Source organism: Saccharopolyspora hattusasensis (assembly GCF_050972075.1).
Lineage (GTDB): Bacteria > Actinomycetota > Actinomycetes > Mycobacteriales > Pseudonocardiaceae > Saccharopolyspora > Saccharopolyspora hattusasensis.
The window spans coordinates 2141989-2156128 of sequence record NZ_JBPCDC010000001.1 but is presented as its reverse complement, the minus strand read 5'-3'; the positions used below and the strand labels follow the sequence as shown (position 1 = coordinate 2156128).

Below are 14140 nucleotides of genomic sequence, written 5' to 3'. Positions count from 1 at the left end.
CGAGCAGTGTCCGAAGTGGACTACTGGCGTTGGTTGGCCGTTGCGGCCGACGAGGCGAAGGCGGGGCTCGCCGAGGGCGGAATTCCCATCGGTGCCGCGCTGATCGGCGCTGACGGGCAAGTGCTCGGGAGCGGCCACAACCGCCGGGTACAGGACGACGACCCGTCGGTGCACGGCGAGACGGCGGCCTTCCGCAACGCCGGGCGGCAGCGCACCTACGCAGGGACCACGATGGTGACCACGCTGTCGCCCTGCTGGTACTGCAGCGGATTGGTGCGCCAGTTCGGGATCGGGCGGGTCGTCATCGGCGAGGCCCGAAACTTCCACGGCGGCCACGACTGGCTGGCCGGGAACGGCGTCGAGGTCGTGCTCCTCGACGACCCCGAGTGCACCCGGCTGATGGCCGACTTCATCAGCGCCAACCCCCGCCTCTGGTACGAGGACATCGGCGAGGACGCACCGTGACCACGGCAGCCCGGAAACGATCAGGTCGCGCGGCGATAACAGCGGTGCAGCCCTTCCTCGGGCGTAGTGGTCATGACCTCAGATCCTGTTGGTGAATGGTCTGGGTGGGTGGTCGCTTAGCGGAACCTGAGAGGTTCCCTGGACTGCGGGTGCCCCTCCTGATGTATGTCCAATACGCGGCGGAGGGGCCGTCCTCGCCAGAAAACCTCTCAGAACCCGCCGATGGTCTTCTTGGCAAGGTGAATGCAAGCGGCTACGCCGCTTCCAAAGGCGCGGACGGCATTCGCCGACAGGCTCTCAGTCCTGGTTGGAACAACGGGGCCGCCGAAATGGTTAACGGTTCACGGTTCCGCACCGAGGCTGGACCGGCAACTGCAACCGACGTCAGGTGGTACGAATGTCTTCCACTCCGGTCGAAGTGACCCGGACCGGTCAGCACACCTTCACCGCGACCAACCCGCGCGGCGGCGAGGTGACGATCGGCCGCGAGGACGCTCCCGACGCCTTCACCCCCGGCGAGCTGCTGCTCGCCGCCATCGCCGCCTGCTCCGCGGTCACCAGCGAGAACCTGCTGGTCCGGCGGCTCGGCGAGGACGCGAAGGTGACGGTGCACGCCGACCGGACCAAGGTCCCGGAGGACAAGCACAAATTCGCGTCCGTCCAGGTCAGCTTCGACGTCGATCTCAGCGGGGTCGAAGGCCACGGCAAGCTCGTCGACGCCGTGCAGCGCGCCGTCGAGAAGTACTGCACCGTCAGCCGCTCGGTCGCGGAGGGCACCCCGATCGAGCTGTCGCTCCCGCGCTGACTGCACTACGAGTGTGCAAATGGGCGATCCCAGGACCGGGATCGCGTCGTAAGGTGCTCGTCGCGCACCGACACCTGGTGCGCGACGAATGGGAGGCACAGGACAGTGGCACAGGAGACCGCACCGGCACGGCAGACCGGGTTGCGCAGGGACCTCTCCGGACGCCAGGTCGGCATGATCGCCATTGGCGGCGCCATCGGCACCGGGCTGTTCCTCGGCTCCGGCCTGGCGATCTCGATCGCCGGACCGGCAGTGATCATCGCCTACGCGGTGGCCGCGTTCGCCGCGCTGACGCTGGCCTACGCGCTGGCCGAGATGATCGTGGTGCACCCCGAGGCCGGTGGGTTCGGGGCGGTCATCCAGCGCTACCTCGGCGGGCTCGCGGGTTTCGTGTCCCGCTGGATCTACTGGGCCGCGCAGGTGGTCAACATCGGCAGCGAGGTCATCGCGGCGGGGCTCTACGTGCAGTTCTGGTACCCGCAGCTGCCGCTCTGGATGCCGGTGGTGGGCTTCTCGGTACTGATGCTGGCGATCAACATCGCAGCGGTGCGCTTCTTCGGCGAGTTCGAGTACTGGTTCGCCATGATCAAGGTCGTCACGATCGTGGTGTTCGTGGTGCTCGGCGTCGTCTACATCGTCTTCGGCCTGCCCGGCCAGCAGCCCGTCGGCGTCGGCGCGCTGACCGAGCACGGCGGATTCCTGCCCAATGGCATCGGCGCGGTGTGGCTGGCGCTGACCGTCGTCACGTTCTCGTACCTGGGCACCGAGGCGGTCTCGATGACCGCGGCCGAATCCCGGAACCCCGGCCGGGACGTGCCGCGGGCGGCGCGCCGGATGGTGCTCCGGCTGGGGCTGTTCTATGTGCTCGGCATGCTGGTGGTCGTCTCGATCCTGCCGTGGAACGAGGCGTCCTCCTCCGGCGAAGTCACGGAGAGTCCGTTCGTGCGGCTATTCAGCCTGGTGGGCATCCCTGCCGCGGCCGGGATCATGAACTTCGTGGTGCTCACCGCGGCGCTGTCGGCGATGAACACCAACCTGTACCTCACCGCGCGGATGACCCACTCGCTCGCCCTGGACGGTTACGCGCCGAAGTGGTTCGCGGAGGTCAGCGCGAACGGGGTGCCGCGCCGGGCTCTGGTGCTTTCCGCGGTCGGGTTGGCGCTGGCCGCGTCGCTGTCGGTGGTCGCCGAGGACACCGCGTTCCCGATGCTGCTGGGTCTGGCGCTGTTCGGCGCTCTCGTGGTGTGGTTGATGATCTTCGCCACTCAGTTGGTGTTCCGGCGTCGGCGGGCCCTGGAGGGCCTGCCGCCCTCGCCGGTGCAGCTGCCGGGGGCGCCGGTGACCACGGTGCTGGCGATGCTGTTCGTCGCGGCCGTGCTGCTGACTACGCCGTTCACCGAGCAGTTCGACACCGCATGGAAGGCGGGCGTGCCGTTCCTGTTGATCCTCTGCGCGGCGTACTACATCATCCGCCGCCGGACCCCCGCGGGAACCGAGTGAGCGACGGGCGCCCGCGCCCCGGTTTGCTCGGTCGCGGGTGCCCCTCCTCCTTGGGCCGATCGGGTGAGGAGCGGAGCGCTAGGGCGCTCCGGGAGGCGCGAGACCTGGGATTTACACTCGCGCATGTGTCGAACCAGCCGATGATCGCGCCCTCCATCCTTTCCGCCGATTTCGCCCGCCTCGCCGATGAGATGGCCGCCGTGAACGGCGCCCCCGGCCAGCGCGCCGACTGGCTGCACGTGGACGTGATGGACGCGCACTTCGTGCCCAACCTGACCCTGGGTCTGCCGGTGGTCGAGTCGCTGTTGAAGGCGACCGACATCCCGATCGACTGCCACCTGATGATCGAGGACCCGGACCGCTGGGCCATCGGCTACGCGGAGGCTGGCGCCCACAACGTCACGGTGCACGTGGAAGCCGCCAAGGACCCGATCGCCATCGCCAAGGACCTGCGCGCCGCCGGCGCGAAGGCGGGCCTGTCGGTCAAGCCGAACACCCCGCTGGACCCGTACGTCGAGGTGCTCAAGCACTACGACACGCTGCTGGTGATGTCGGTGGAGCCGGGCTTCGGCGGCCAGAGTTTCATGGCCGAGGTGCTGGACAAGGCCCGCAAGGCGCGCGAGCTGGTCGACACCGGCCACCTCAACCTGCTGGTGGAGATCGACGGCGGCATCAACGCCGACACCATCGAGCAGGCGGCGGAGGCCGGGGTGGACTGCTTCGTGGCGGGCTCGGCGGTGTACAACGCCGACGACCCGGCCAAGGCGGTCGAGGCGCTGCGTGCCAAGGCGGCCCCCAACTTCGCCCACGCGCGTCAATGACCACGTTCCCCCGCAGTTTCCATTGAAATCGAAGGTTCGATTTCCATTGAAATTGCGGGGATGGGAGGGGGAACGATGGTCGCTCGTGCCGAGGAGCGGGCGATGCGCACCGCGATCGCGGCGAGCGAGCAGGTGCGCGGCACGACCAGCCCCAACCCGCCGGTGGGTTGCGTGGTGCTGGATGCCGGCGGCGAGGTCGCCGGCGTCGGTGCGACGCGGCCGCCGGGCGGGCCGCACGCGGAAGTCGTCGCGCTGCGTGCGGCGGGGGAGCGCGCCGCCGGTGGCACCGCCGTGGTCACGCTGGAACCCTGCTCGCACACCGGCCGGACACCACCGTGCACGGATGCCCTGCGGGCGGCCGGGATCGCGCGAGTGGTGCACGCGGTTTCCGATCCCAATCCGCAGGCCGCCGGTGGCGCCGACGTGCTGCGCGCCGCGGGCATCGACGTCCACAGTGGACTTCTGGCCGGTGAGGTGGAGCGGGGGCCGTTGCGGGCCTGGCTGCACTTCGCCCGCACCGGGCGGCCGCACGTGACCTGGAAGTACGCGGCCACATTGGACGGCCGCTCGGCCGCGGCCGACGGCACCAGCAAGTGGATCAGCTCCGCCGAGTCCCGGGCCGAGGTACACCGGATGCGCGCGCAGATGGACGCGATCGTCGCGGGCACCGGCACGGTCCTCGCCGACGACCCGCACCTGACCGCCCGCGCGCCGGACGGCACGCTGCCGGCCCGGCAGCCGCTGCGCGTCGTCGTCGGCGACCGCGAGATCCCGCGCGGCGCAAAGGTCTTCGACGACGCGGCGGAAACGATCCAGCTGCCCGGCGGCGACCCGGCCGCGGTGCTCGCCGCCCTCGCCGACCGCGGCATCGTCGATGTCCTGCTGGAAGGCGGCCCGCGGCTGGCCGGGGCGTTCGTGGCGGCGGGGTGCCTGGACCGGGTGCTCGCCTACATCGCCCCGCTGCTGCTCGGAGCCGGACCGGCCGCCCTCGGCGAAGCGGGAGTGGGAAGCATCTCGGAGGCATGGCGGTTGCATGTCGAAGAGACGACTATGAGTGGCCCGGACGTGCGGGTCAGCGCGGTCCCGCTGGACCGCTGACCAGGTATTGCTAGGAGGCAGCAGGTGTTCACCGGGATCGTCGAGGAGCTCGGCACCATCGAAGCGGTCGAACCGTTGGCCGACGGCAGCCGGTTGACCATCGCGGGGCCGGTGGTGACCGAAGATGCCAAGCACGGCGATTCGATCGCGGTCAACGGCGTCTGCCTCACCGTGGTGACGGTGGGAGACGGTCGGTTCACCGTGGACGTGGTGGCCGAAACGCTGCGCCGCTCCTCGATGCAGGGCATCGCGCCGGGCGACCGGGTCAACCTGGAGCGCGCGATGGCGCTCGGCGACCGGCTCGGCGGGCACATCGTGCAGGGCCACGTCGACGGCACCGCGGTGCTGCGCGGCACCGACGCCGACGGGCTCACCCGCTTCGACCTGCCGCAACGCCTGTCCCGCTACCTGGTGGAAAAGGGCTCGATCACCGTCGACGGGGTATCGCTGACGGTGGTGGACGCCGGCGAAACCGGGTTCAGCATCGCGCTGATCCCCACCACCAAGGAGCTGACCACGCTGGGGCGGCGCGAGCCGGGTGACGAAGTGAACATCGAGGTGGATGTGCTGGCCAAGCACCTGGAACGGCTCGCCGCAGCGCAATTGGTCCACCAAGACCATGGTGCGCAGGGCCGTTCGGGGGACAATGGCGGCGTCAGGGAGACGCGGTGATGAACCCCGAGGACGAGGTTGCGAACACGGTGAGCACGAACAAGTTCGACAGCATCGAGCGCGCGTTGGCCGACATCGCGGCCGGGCGCCCGGTGGTGGTGGTCGATGACGAAGACCGTGAGAACGAAGGCGATCTGATCTTCGCCGCGGAGAAGGCGACGCCCGAGCTGGTGGCGTTCATGGTCCGCTACACCTCCGGCTACATCTGCGTCGGTCTCCCCGGCGAGGACTGCGACCGCCTCGACCTCCCCCCGATGTACTACTGGAACCAGGACCGCAAGGGCACGGCCTACACGGTCACGGTCGACGCCGCCGAGGGCGTGAGCACCGGCATCTCCGCCGCCGACCGCGCGAAGACGCTGCGCGTGCTGGCCGAGGAGGCGTCGACCGCCAAGGACCTCACCCGGCCCGGCCACGTCGTGCCGCTGCGCGCCCGCGATGGCGGCGTGCTGCGCCGCCCCGGGCACACCGAAGCGGCGGTTGACCTCTCCCGCCTCGCCGGGCTGCGCCCCGCCGGTGCGCTGTGCGAGATCGTCAGCCAGAAGTCCGAGGGCGACATGGCCCGCCGCGACGAGCTGGAGGTCTTCGCCGAGGAGCACGACCTGGCGCTGATCACCATCGCCGATCTGATCTCCTACCGCCGCCGCTTCGAGAAGCAGGTGGTGCGCGTCGCCGAGGCCCGCATCCCCACCGGGCACGGCACGTTCCGCACCTTCGGCTACGACAGCACCATCGACGGCATCGAGCACCTGGCCCTGGTCTACGGCGAGATCGGCGACGGCGAGGACATCCTGGTGCGGGTGCACTCCGAATGCCTGACCGGCGACGTGCTCGGCTCGCTGCGCTGCGACTGCGGCCCGCAGCTGGACGCGGCGATGGCCAAGGTCGCCGAGGCCGGTCGGGGCGTGGTCCTCTACATGCGCGGCCACGAGGGCCGCGGCATCGGGCTGATCCACAAGTTGCAGGCCTACCAGTTGCAGGACGACGGCGCGGACACCGTGGACGCCAACGTCGCGCTGGGCATGCCGGTCGACAGCCGCGACTACGGGCAGGGCGCGCAGATCCTGTGCGACCTGGGCGTGAAGTCGATGCGGCTGCTCACCAACAACCCGGCCAAGCGCGTCGGGCTGGAGGGCTACGGGCTGCGGATCGTGGACCGCGTGCCGCTGCCGATCCGCCCGAACCCGGAGAACATCCGCTACTTGCGCACCAAGCGCGACCGGATGGGCCACGTGCTGGACAATCTCGACGATGGCGAGGACTCCTCGATCAATGGCGAGACTGGAGTTACGGCATGAGTGGCGAGGGACGGCCGCGGATTAGCGTGCCGAAAGCGGGCGACCTGAGGTTGGGCATCGCCGCGATCCGCTGGCACGAGCGGCTAGTCGAGCAGATGCTCTCCCGCGCGCTGGCGGCGGCGAAGGAGGCGGGCATCGCCGAGCCGACCGTGGTGCGGGTGCCGGGCTCGATCGAGCTCCCGGTGGTCTGCCAGCAGCTGGCGCACCAGCACGACGCGGTGGTCGCGCTCGGCGCGGTGATCCGCGGCGGCACCCCGCACTTCGAGTACGTCTGCGACTCGGTCACCCAGGGCCTGACCCGGGTGGCGCTGGACGAGTCGACGGCCATCGGCAACGGCGTGCTGACCTGCGACACCATGCGGCAGGCCGAGGAGCGGGCCGGGTTCGACGACTCGGTGGAGGACAAGGGCTTCGAGGCGACCGCGGCGGCGCTGGAGACGGCACTGGTGCTGCGGGAGCTGCGCGGCTGGGACGGAGAGCGAGGATTCCTGTGAGTGCGGAGCGGGTGGAGGTCCGGCCGCGGAAGGTGCGGCGGGTGGCTATCCCGATCGCGGTTGCGCTGGTGCTGGTGTTCGCGGTCGCCGGCCTGCTGCTGCGGAACACCCCGACCGGCGCGTTCTTCTCGGTGTCCGACCAGGTGTCGATGGTGCTGCTGGGCGTGCTGCTGGGTGCCGGCGTGCTGCTGCTGACCCGGCCCCGGTTGCGCGCGGACGCCGACGGCGTGGAGGTCCGCAACATCATCGGCACCCAGCGCTACTCGTGGCCGCTGGTGCAGGCCTTCAGCTTCCCGGACGGCGCCTCGTGGGCCCGGCTGGAGCTGCCGGAGGACGAGTATGTGCCGATCATGGCGATCCAGGCCGCCGACGGCGAGCAGGCGATCACCGCGATGCGCCGGCTCCGCGAACTCCGCCGCCAGGCCGGTTCCGCCGCCAACTGACGATCGACTTCGAAAGCTCCCGGTTCCGGGTGGAATCGGGAGCTTCAGGCTCGACCAGCCGGGTGCCGCGAGTCAGCTCTCCGCCAATGATGCGGACCCGCAGCTCGTGAGCGACCCGGTCGCCAAGCGACCGCTGCACCAGGGAGGGGAAGCTCAAGTCGACTCCTAAGGGAACGGCTGTGGTCGTTCTGGGTCTCGCCCCGCCGGAAGATCCCTGGGGCACGGCGGGTACCAGGTTATCGCGCGTTCTCCGCGACCAGATCCGCGACGATCGCCTCGGTTTCGGCGTCCGGGTGGACGACCGCCATCCGGGATTCCCCGGCGGGCAGCCCGCGAAGGCGCTGGGCGCACTTGATCCGCCCGATGCTCGGCCCCAGCGCGGCCACCACGCGATCGGCCTTCTCCTGAACCGCTCGGGTTTCCGCGGAGCCGCCGCGCCCGGCCCGGACGGCTTCGCCCAGCGCCAGGAACACGTCCCGGAGCGCGGCGGCGCAACCCGACACGGCACCGGTACCGCCTGCCGCCAGCACGTCGGCCAGCTCCCGGTCGCTGCCGCTGTAGCCTCGAAGCCCTCCGGTGCCGCCGCGACGTGTTCGCGCACCTGCCGGGATGCGGAGCCGCTGAGCGGCACGTCGCTGACGGTCGCCCGCAAGATCCCGCTGGTCGGCGGGCTGCTGGGCACCTCGGTGATCGCGCTGGCGGTGTCCTCGCCGTCGATGGGGATGGCCTTGGCCCCGCTCACCCCGGGGCACATCGGCTCGCTCGGCGGCATCCAGAACACCGCCGCGAACATCGCCGGGATCGTCTCCCCGATCCTGATCGGCGTGCTCACCGGTCTGACCAGCTCGTTCGTGCTACCGCTGCTGATCGTCGGAGGAGTGGCGCTGACCGGTGCGGCGGTTTACGCGTTCCTGCTACCGCCGGTCCGCCGCCTCCGCATGGGCTGACCGGCGCGGCCCGCGACGCACGAGGTGGCGATTTCGCGCGAAATCGGCGTTGGCCACGCCTGGCAAGTGCCGATTTCGCGCGAAATCGCCAGCCCCGCTCGCGGGCCGCGGTCGTCAGCTGGCCGCGACCAGGTCGCAGACGAAGACCAGTGTCTCGCCGGGCTTGATGACGTTGCCGGCACCGCGGTCGCCGTAGGCGAGGTGCGGCGGGATGGTGAGCTTGCGGCGGCCGCCGACCTTCATGCCCTGCAGGCCCGTGTCCCAGCCCGCGATGACCTGGCCCTTGCCGAGCTGCACGCGCAGCGGCTGGCCGCGGTTCCAGCTCGCGTCGAACTCCGCGCCGGTGCTGTGCGAGACACCCACGTAGTGGACGTCCACCACGGTGCCTTCCACGGCCTGCTGGCCGTCGCCGACCGTGATGTCCTCGATCTGCAGGTCGGCCGGGGGGTTCCCGGTCGGCCGCTCGACCTTCGGCTTCTCGATGCTCACGTGCGTTCTCCTCGATCGGTGGTGCGCAGCGTCGTGCAAGGCTGCCGGTGAATTCTCTCGAACAATCCGGAGCGGACCGCACGCGCCCGACCCGAAGCCGCACCGATGAGCGAATGCGCCGAGTCCGGATCCTCGCTGGGCGACTGGGGCGGCGGCGTGTTCAACGGAGGCGCGTGGCTGCAGATCGAGGGGCGCCGCGTCGACGTCCACTACCGCGACCTGGACGTGGTGGAGCACGAGCTCGCCGAGGCGCGGGCCGGCCGGTTCGAGTGGCAGTCGCTGATGTTCCACCTCGCCGGGATCCCCAGCTACCTGGTGGTCGCCGAGCTGGCCATCAACCGGGTGCTGCGCGGGGAGCTGCCGCGCCCGGCGTATCCGGACGCGCTCCGCGGGGCCGCGCCGCCGGTCTGGAGAGGGCAGGCGGCCATGGGGTTGGCCTACGCCCGCGCGAACCACGCGGCGCACGGTCGGCTCGCGGAGACGGCCGGGATGATCGAGCAAGCCGCCTGCCAGGCGGCGCACGCGGTCCTCGCGGCTCGCGGCGAGTGGGTGACGAACGAGAAGCGCCTGCTGACCCGGGCGGGGCTGCGCGACATCGACCGGGTCATCGCCGGGCTGAGCGCGGAATCGCTCATCGAGGCGGTCGACGAGGCGCGCGCCCTGTGCGACGCGGCGGTGTCCGCGGCCAGGGGAGCCGCCGCGCGGGCCTTCTGAAGTCTTGACGCTGGTTTTGTAACTGTGTTTTATAACGGCGTTGTGAGACTTCAGGGGCTTCATGCAGGTGTTGTCGTTGAGCGCGCCCAGCCAGTGCATAGCGGGCGTCGTGCTGCTGACCATCGTGACCATCGAGTTCGGCGGCTGGTTCCTGACCAAGATCGTGCGCGGCCAGGTGCCGATGACCGAGTTTCAGCGCAACTTCGCCCGCGCCGGGCACGCGCACGCGGGCGTGCTCGTCACGCTCGCCCTGGTGTGCCTGGTGCTGGCGGACGCCACGCAGCTGACGGGCGCGCTCGGCTGGGTCGCCCGGCTCGGCGTGCCGGTTGCGGCGGTGCTGATGTCGGCGGGTTTCTTCGTGTCCTCGGCGGTCCGCGACGTGCACCGGCCGAACGGGCTGATCGCGCTGCTGTGGCTCGGCGCGCTGTCGCTGGCCGTCGGCGTCGTGACGCTCGGGATCGGCCTGCTGGTGGCCTGAACCTGCCGTCGTAGGGCGGTCTCATCCGCGGGCCCGCAAACCCGTATTGGACCGACCAGAGGAAAGCCTCGTCGAGCGCCCCTGGAGCTGATGAACCGCGGAGCCCGGCTCGGCCCCCGACGCTTCGAGGTCCGCAATTTCCATTGAAATTGCGGAAGTTGTCCACACTCTTCGGCGTGTCGTGGCTCGACACGCCGAAGGTCCGCAATTCTGCACCTCTCCGGTGCGTTTTCATGAACACCCCAGTTTCAGTTGAAACTGGGGCTCAGCGGGGGCGGAGTGCCCGGGCGGAGAGGGCGACGAAGATCGCCAGGAGCGCCGGGACCGCCAGGCCAATGGTCAGGTCCGTCCAGCTGGAGATCAGGCCGATCGCCACCGGACCCGCGAGCAGGCCGCCGTAGCCGAGCGTGCTGACCTGCGCAAGATCCCGGCCGCTGCGGCTGGGATCGCGGTTGCCCGCCGCGTTGAATACCTGCGGGATGATGCACGACAGGCCGATGCCGAACAGGGCGAACCCGATGATCGCCGCCACCGGGTGCTGCAGCAGCAGCGCACCGCCCAAGCCGACGCCCGCGACCGCGCCGCAGCCCCGCACCAGCATGACCGGCCCGAGCCGGGCGACCAGGAAGTCGCCGAGGAAGCGGAAGGTGGCCATCATCGCGGAGAAAACCGCGTAGCCGGTCGCCGCGACCGCCGGGCTGGTCAGCAGCACGTCGTGCAGGTACAGCGGCGACCAGTCCGCCATCGAGCCCTCGCCCAGCGAGCAGAAGAACGCCAGCACGCCCAGGAACACGATCCCCGGCGAAATCCCGCGTTGCCGCACCGAACTGCCGGGAACGCGCTCCTCCGGCGGCAGCAGGCCGCGCCGCGCGATCACCGACACCACGCCCAGCGCGGCCGCGACGAGCGCGAAATGCGCGCCCACACCGATTTCCGCGTGCGCTGCGAGCGCGCCGACTCCGGCGCCGAGCAGGCCGCCGACGCTGAACATCGCGTGGAAGGTGCTCACGATCGGCCGCCCGTATCGCCGCTGTACCTGCAGCGAGTGGGTGTTCATGGCCACGTCGACGGTCCCGTGCCCGACGCCGAACACCAGCAGCCCGATCACCAGCATCGGCAGGCTTCCCGCGAAGCCGGGCAGCAGCAGGCTCGCCGCCATCGCGATCCCGGCCGGGCCCAGCACCCGCGCGCTGCCGAGGCGGTCGGACAGGTGCCCGACGACCTGCATCGCCAGCACCGAACCCGCCGCGACCGCGAACAATGCCAGGGTCACCTGCGCGTCGTCCAGCCCCAGGTCCTGCTTGATCGCCGGGATCCGCGCGGTCCAGGTGCCCAGCGCCGCTCCGGTGATCACGAAGTAGACCGTGACGGCCCAGCGGGCCTGCCGGGGGACCGCGACGGTCTTCTCGGTGGTCTCAGACAACGCGCACCTCCACGCCCGCCGCCGCCAGTTCCGCGCGCGCGTCCGCCGGGGCGGACCGGTCGGTGACGACCACGTCGAGATCGGTGATCGGGCAGACGAATCCCAGGCCGGTGCGGGCGAACTTCGCGCCGTGGCAGACCGCGACGACGCGCTGGGCGCCGGATACCGCGGCTTGCTTCACCGGCACCTCTTCGAGGTCGTGCGCGGTCAGGCCGTGCTTCGCGGACAGGCCGCAGACGCCGAGGATCGCGGTGTCCACCCGCAGCGCGCGCAGCGAGGCCTCGGTGAGATGGCCGGTGAACGACAGCTCGCCCGGCTTCGCCCGCCCGCCCGGCATCAGCAGGTCGACCTGCGACGCGTTGCTCAGCGCGTTCACCGAGTGCAGGTCGAGCGGGATCGCGGTGATCCGGCGGTGGGCGAGCCGCTTGGCGACCTCCAGCGTCGTCGTGCCGGAGTCGATGATCACCGACTCGCAGTCCGCGATCAGCTCCTCGACGGCGACGGCCAGCCGCCCCTTGAGCTCCGCCTCGTCGCGCTCGCGGACCGGAAACGGCGCGGAGTGCCCGCGCAGGAAGCTCACCGCGCCGCCGCGGACCCGGCGCAGAACCCCCTGCTCGGCGAGTTGGTCGAGGTCGCGGCGGATGGTCATCTCCGACGACCGGGTCGCCTCGGCCAGCTCCGCGACGGTCACCCGCTCCGCCTGCCGCAGCCGCTCGATGATCAGCAACGTGCGTTCCGAACTTTCCATGTGTTCCATCGAACAAGATTCATGTTCAACTGGCAACACTTCGCGCGATCTGAACGTGCGAACCCGGGGCCGTGCACCGCTCCCGGTGAGGGACAATGGACTCGATGGCGTGGAGACGTCGGGTAGGAGGAGATCGTGAGCGTGGCCCAGGAGCGCAACCTTCGGTTGGTGCGAGACGTCCCGTCCGAGCTCGGCGTGCGGCTCGGCGACATCAGACTGCGCAACCGCCTGGTGACCTCGTCCAGCCTGCTCGGCTATGGCGTGGCCAACACCAAGCTGGTGCCCTACGGCATGAGCCCGATCTCGCAGTTCGTGCCGCTGGCCCGGTTCGGCGCGGTCACCACCCGCACGGTCACCGTCGAACCCCGCGAGGGGCACTTCACCACCCGCGACGTGTGGCCGCTGCACGAGCTGCCCTCGCTGATCAAGCGCTACGGGCAGGCGCTGCGGCAGGTCGACGGCGGCTGGCTCAACGCCTTCGGCTGGTGCAACGTCGGCATCGACGCCTACCTGCGCGACTACTACCCGCGCACCCGCGAGCAGAACACCATCATCTCCGTCGGCGGCTTCTCCGCCGAGGAGTTCGTCACGCTGGTCGACAAGGTCAACGCCGCGGTGCCGGTGGGCGAGATCGCCGCGGTCGAGTTCAACGTCTCCTGCCACAACGTCAACTTCGACTTCGACCAGATTATCGAATCGGTGCTGGCCGAGGCGGTGCCGCGCAGCAACCACCCGGTGATCCTTAAGCTGTCGCCGGACTACGACTACCTGGGCCACGCCCGGCTGGCCGCCCGACATGGGGTGTCGGCGCTGACCGCGATCAACACCGTCAAGGGCCTGCGGCTCGACCCGAACACCGGGCAGCCGCTGCTGAAGAACGGCTTCGGCGGGCTCTCCGGCCGCGCGATCAAGCCGATCGGCCTGCGCGTGGTCAAGGAACTGCGCGACGCCGGGGTGACGCTGCCGATCATCGCCACCGGCGGCATCCGCAGCTTCGACGACTGCCGCGAGTACTTCTGGGCCGGCGCCGACGCGGTCAGCCTGGGCAGCGCCAGCTGGTTCGCCAGCTACCCGGGCTACGCCCTGTCCCCGCTGTACGCGGCCCGGATCCGGAACCTGCTGCGCCGCATCGAGAACTACACGCCCCCGGAGCGCTGACCGCCGCGTTGCTCGCATCGAGTGCTGGCCCTCCTCGGCATCGTCGTGCTCGGCGTGGCGGCGGGGATCTGCTGGGGCCGACCGAAAGGCGCCGCACCGCAACGGAATCCGGCGCCGGAGCTTTCGCCGCGGCAGGCGGCCGAGTTGTTGCCCAGCAGGCCGACGGCGGCGAACAGGTCTGGATGAAGATCGCGCGCCCTGGTTCGGCGATGTGCCGGCGCTGTTCACAACACCGACGTCACCACGGGAGAGCAGGACGGCCCGGATCCCTACGGTCCGCTCGGCGGGGCCGACTGGCGGCAGGTGCTGGCCGAACGGGGCTGCGACCCGGACCCCGGAATGCCCAAGCGGGACTGCTCCCGGTGGCCGTGATGCTGGACGGCGACGAACTCACCGCCGAATCGTGGAGCTGGCGGGAATCCGACGACTACTACCGTCCGAGCCTCTTCGTCATCGACAGATTCCACTGGCAGGAAGGCACTTTCGCGCCGGTATCGCGGGAAGTCCAAGAAGCGCCCTGAATCTGTGCGGCGATCGGTGAACACGCCCGTCCTGCCGCCACTGCGTGGTAGAACTTGATCAGGAGC

Annotated in this window: 17 protein-coding genes; 14 read left to right on the top strand and 3 right to left on the bottom strand. The window is 70.3% G+C overall.

Annotated elements, in window-relative coordinates:
• Positions 1–6: 6 nt before the first annotated feature.
• The 10 genes from ACRXBZ_RS09425 to ACRXBZ_RS09380 all read left to right on the top strand — a co-directional run bounded on the left by ACRXBZ_RS09425 (position 7) and on the right by ACRXBZ_RS09380 (position 8543).
• Positions 7–465 carry a nucleoside deaminase gene (locus tag ACRXBZ_RS09425; protein ID WP_433878767.1) on the top strand — a complete coding sequence of 153 codons (459 nt, stop codon included), beginning with the start codon at positions 7–9 and terminating at the stop codon, positions 463–465.
• Positions 466–862: 397 nt separating this feature from the next.
• Positions 863–1270 (top strand): OsmC family protein, encoded by a 408-nt coding sequence (locus tag ACRXBZ_RS09420; RefSeq protein WP_433878766.1) that lies wholly within the window; start codon positions 863–865, stop codon positions 1268–1270.
• A 105-nt stretch (positions 1271–1375) separates the two neighbouring features.
• A complete protein-coding gene (locus ACRXBZ_RS09415; protein ID WP_433878765.1) occupies positions 1376–2770 on the top strand; it encodes an amino acid permease in 1395 nt (464 codons plus the stop codon).
• Between the two features lie 140 nt (positions 2771–2910).
• Positions 2911–3591: a ribulose-phosphate 3-epimerase gene (rpe, locus tag ACRXBZ_RS09410; RefSeq protein ID WP_168584530.1), complete on the top strand. Its 681-nt coding sequence runs from the start codon at positions 2911–2913 to the stop codon at positions 3589–3591.
• 75 nt (positions 3592–3666) lie between these two features.
• Entirely contained in the window at positions 3667–4689 is a 1023-nt protein-coding gene (gene ribD, locus ACRXBZ_RS09405) for a bifunctional diaminohydroxyphosphoribosylaminopyrimidine deaminase/5-amino-6-(5-phosphoribosylamino)uracil reductase RibD (protein ID WP_433878764.1), read from the top strand.
• 24 nt (positions 4690–4713) lie between these two features.
• Positions 4714–5361, top strand: a complete 648-nt coding sequence (locus ACRXBZ_RS09400) for a riboflavin synthase (RefSeq protein ID WP_433878763.1) — start codon at positions 4714–4716, stop codon at positions 5359–5361.
• Positions 5361–6659 (top strand): bifunctional 3,4-dihydroxy-2-butanone-4-phosphate synthase/GTP cyclohydrolase II, encoded by a 1299-nt coding sequence (locus tag ACRXBZ_RS09395; protein ID WP_433878762.1) that lies wholly within the window; start codon positions 5361–5363, stop codon positions 6657–6659. The genes ACRXBZ_RS09400 and ACRXBZ_RS09395 overlap by 1 nt, the downstream gene beginning before the upstream one ends.
• The gene (ribH, locus tag ACRXBZ_RS09390) at positions 6656–7153 is read left to right on the top strand and encodes a 6,7-dimethyl-8-ribityllumazine synthase (protein WP_168584526.1); all 498 of its coding nucleotides are present in this window, start codon (positions 6656–6658) and stop codon (positions 7151–7153) included. Before ACRXBZ_RS09395 ends, ribH begins: the two co-directional genes overlap by 4 nt.
• Positions 7150–7596 (top strand): PH domain-containing protein, encoded by a 447-nt coding sequence (locus tag ACRXBZ_RS09385; protein WP_433878761.1) that lies wholly within the window; start codon positions 7150–7152, stop codon positions 7594–7596. Before ribH ends, ACRXBZ_RS09385 begins: the two co-directional genes overlap by 4 nt.
• A gap of 179 nt (positions 7597–7775) precedes the next feature.
• Entirely contained in the window at positions 7776–8543 is a 768-nt protein-coding gene (locus tag ACRXBZ_RS09380; RefSeq protein WP_433878760.1) for an MFS transporter, read from the top strand.
• Positions 8544–8657: 114 nt separating this feature from the next.
• Here the strand turns inward: ACRXBZ_RS09380 and ACRXBZ_RS09375 are convergent, their stop codons facing one another.
• Positions 8658–9032, bottom strand: a complete 375-nt coding sequence (locus ACRXBZ_RS09375; protein WP_168584524.1) for an FKBP-type peptidyl-prolyl cis-trans isomerase — start codon at positions 9030–9032, stop codon at positions 8658–8660.
• A gap of 105 nt (positions 9033–9137) precedes the next feature.
• Between ACRXBZ_RS09375 and ACRXBZ_RS09370 the strand changes: the two genes are divergently transcribed.
• The gene (locus ACRXBZ_RS09370; protein WP_433878759.1) at positions 9138–9746 is read left to right on the top strand and encodes a nucleotidyltransferase domain-containing protein; all 609 of its coding nucleotides are present in this window, start codon (positions 9138–9140) and stop codon (positions 9744–9746) included.
• Positions 9747–9813: 67 nt separating this feature from the next.
• Positions 9814–10224: a hypothetical protein gene (locus tag ACRXBZ_RS09365; protein WP_433883834.1), complete on the top strand. Its 411-nt coding sequence runs from the start codon at positions 9814–9816 to the stop codon at positions 10222–10224.
• 265 nt (positions 10225–10489) lie between these two features.
• On the opposite strand, the gene ACRXBZ_RS09360 is transcribed toward ACRXBZ_RS09365, so the two are convergent.
• Both ACRXBZ_RS09360 and ACRXBZ_RS09355 read right to left on the bottom strand, forming a co-directional pair.
• On the bottom strand, positions 10490–11647 hold the full coding sequence (locus ACRXBZ_RS09360; RefSeq protein ID WP_433878758.1) for an MFS transporter: 1158 nt from the start codon (positions 11645–11647) through the stop codon (positions 10490–10492).
• Positions 11640–12395 (bottom strand): DeoR/GlpR family DNA-binding transcription regulator, encoded by a 756-nt coding sequence (locus ACRXBZ_RS09355; RefSeq protein WP_433878757.1) that lies wholly within the window; start codon positions 12393–12395, stop codon positions 11640–11642. The genes ACRXBZ_RS09360 and ACRXBZ_RS09355 overlap by 8 nt, the downstream gene beginning before the upstream one ends.
• A gap of 135 nt (positions 12396–12530) precedes the next feature.
• Between ACRXBZ_RS09355 and ACRXBZ_RS09350 the strand changes: the two genes are divergently transcribed.
• Together ACRXBZ_RS09350 and ACRXBZ_RS09345 are read left to right on the top strand one after the other, a co-directional pair.
• The gene (locus ACRXBZ_RS09350; RefSeq protein ID WP_433878756.1) at positions 12531–13553 is read left to right on the top strand and encodes a beta/alpha barrel domain-containing protein; all 1023 of its coding nucleotides are present in this window, start codon (positions 12531–12533) and stop codon (positions 13551–13553) included.
• A 362-nt stretch (positions 13554–13915) separates the two neighbouring features.
• Positions 13916–14074, top strand: coding sequence for a hypothetical protein (locus ACRXBZ_RS09345; protein WP_433878755.1), 159 nt, complete (start codon positions 13916–13918; stop codon positions 14072–14074).
• Positions 14075–14140 lie beyond the last annotated feature (66 nt).

Coding starts and splice junctions, on each gene's coding strand:
- ACRXBZ_RS09395 (WP_433878762.1), top strand. CDS start 5,361: ATGAACCCCGAGGACGAGGTTGCGAACACGGTGAGCACGAACAAGTTC.
- rpe (WP_168584530.1), top strand. CDS start 2,911: ATGATCGCGCCCTCCATCCTTTCCGCCGATTTCGCCCGCCTCGCCGAT.
- ribH (WP_168584526.1), top strand. CDS start 6,656: ATGAGTGGCGAGGGACGGCCGCGGATTAGCGTGCCGAAAGCGGGCGAC.
- ACRXBZ_RS09370 (WP_433878759.1), top strand. CDS start 9,138: ATGAGCGAATGCGCCGAGTCCGGATCCTCGCTGGGCGACTGGGGCGGC.
- ACRXBZ_RS09420 (WP_433878766.1), top strand. CDS start 863: ATGTCTTCCACTCCGGTCGAAGTGACCCGGACCGGTCAGCACACCTTC.
- ACRXBZ_RS09355 (WP_433878757.1), bottom strand. CDS start 12,395: ATGGAAAGTTCGGAACGCACGTTGCTGATCATCGAGCGGCTGCGGCAG.
- ribD (WP_433878764.1), top strand. CDS start 3,667: ATGGTCGCTCGTGCCGAGGAGCGGGCGATGCGCACCGCGATCGCGGCG.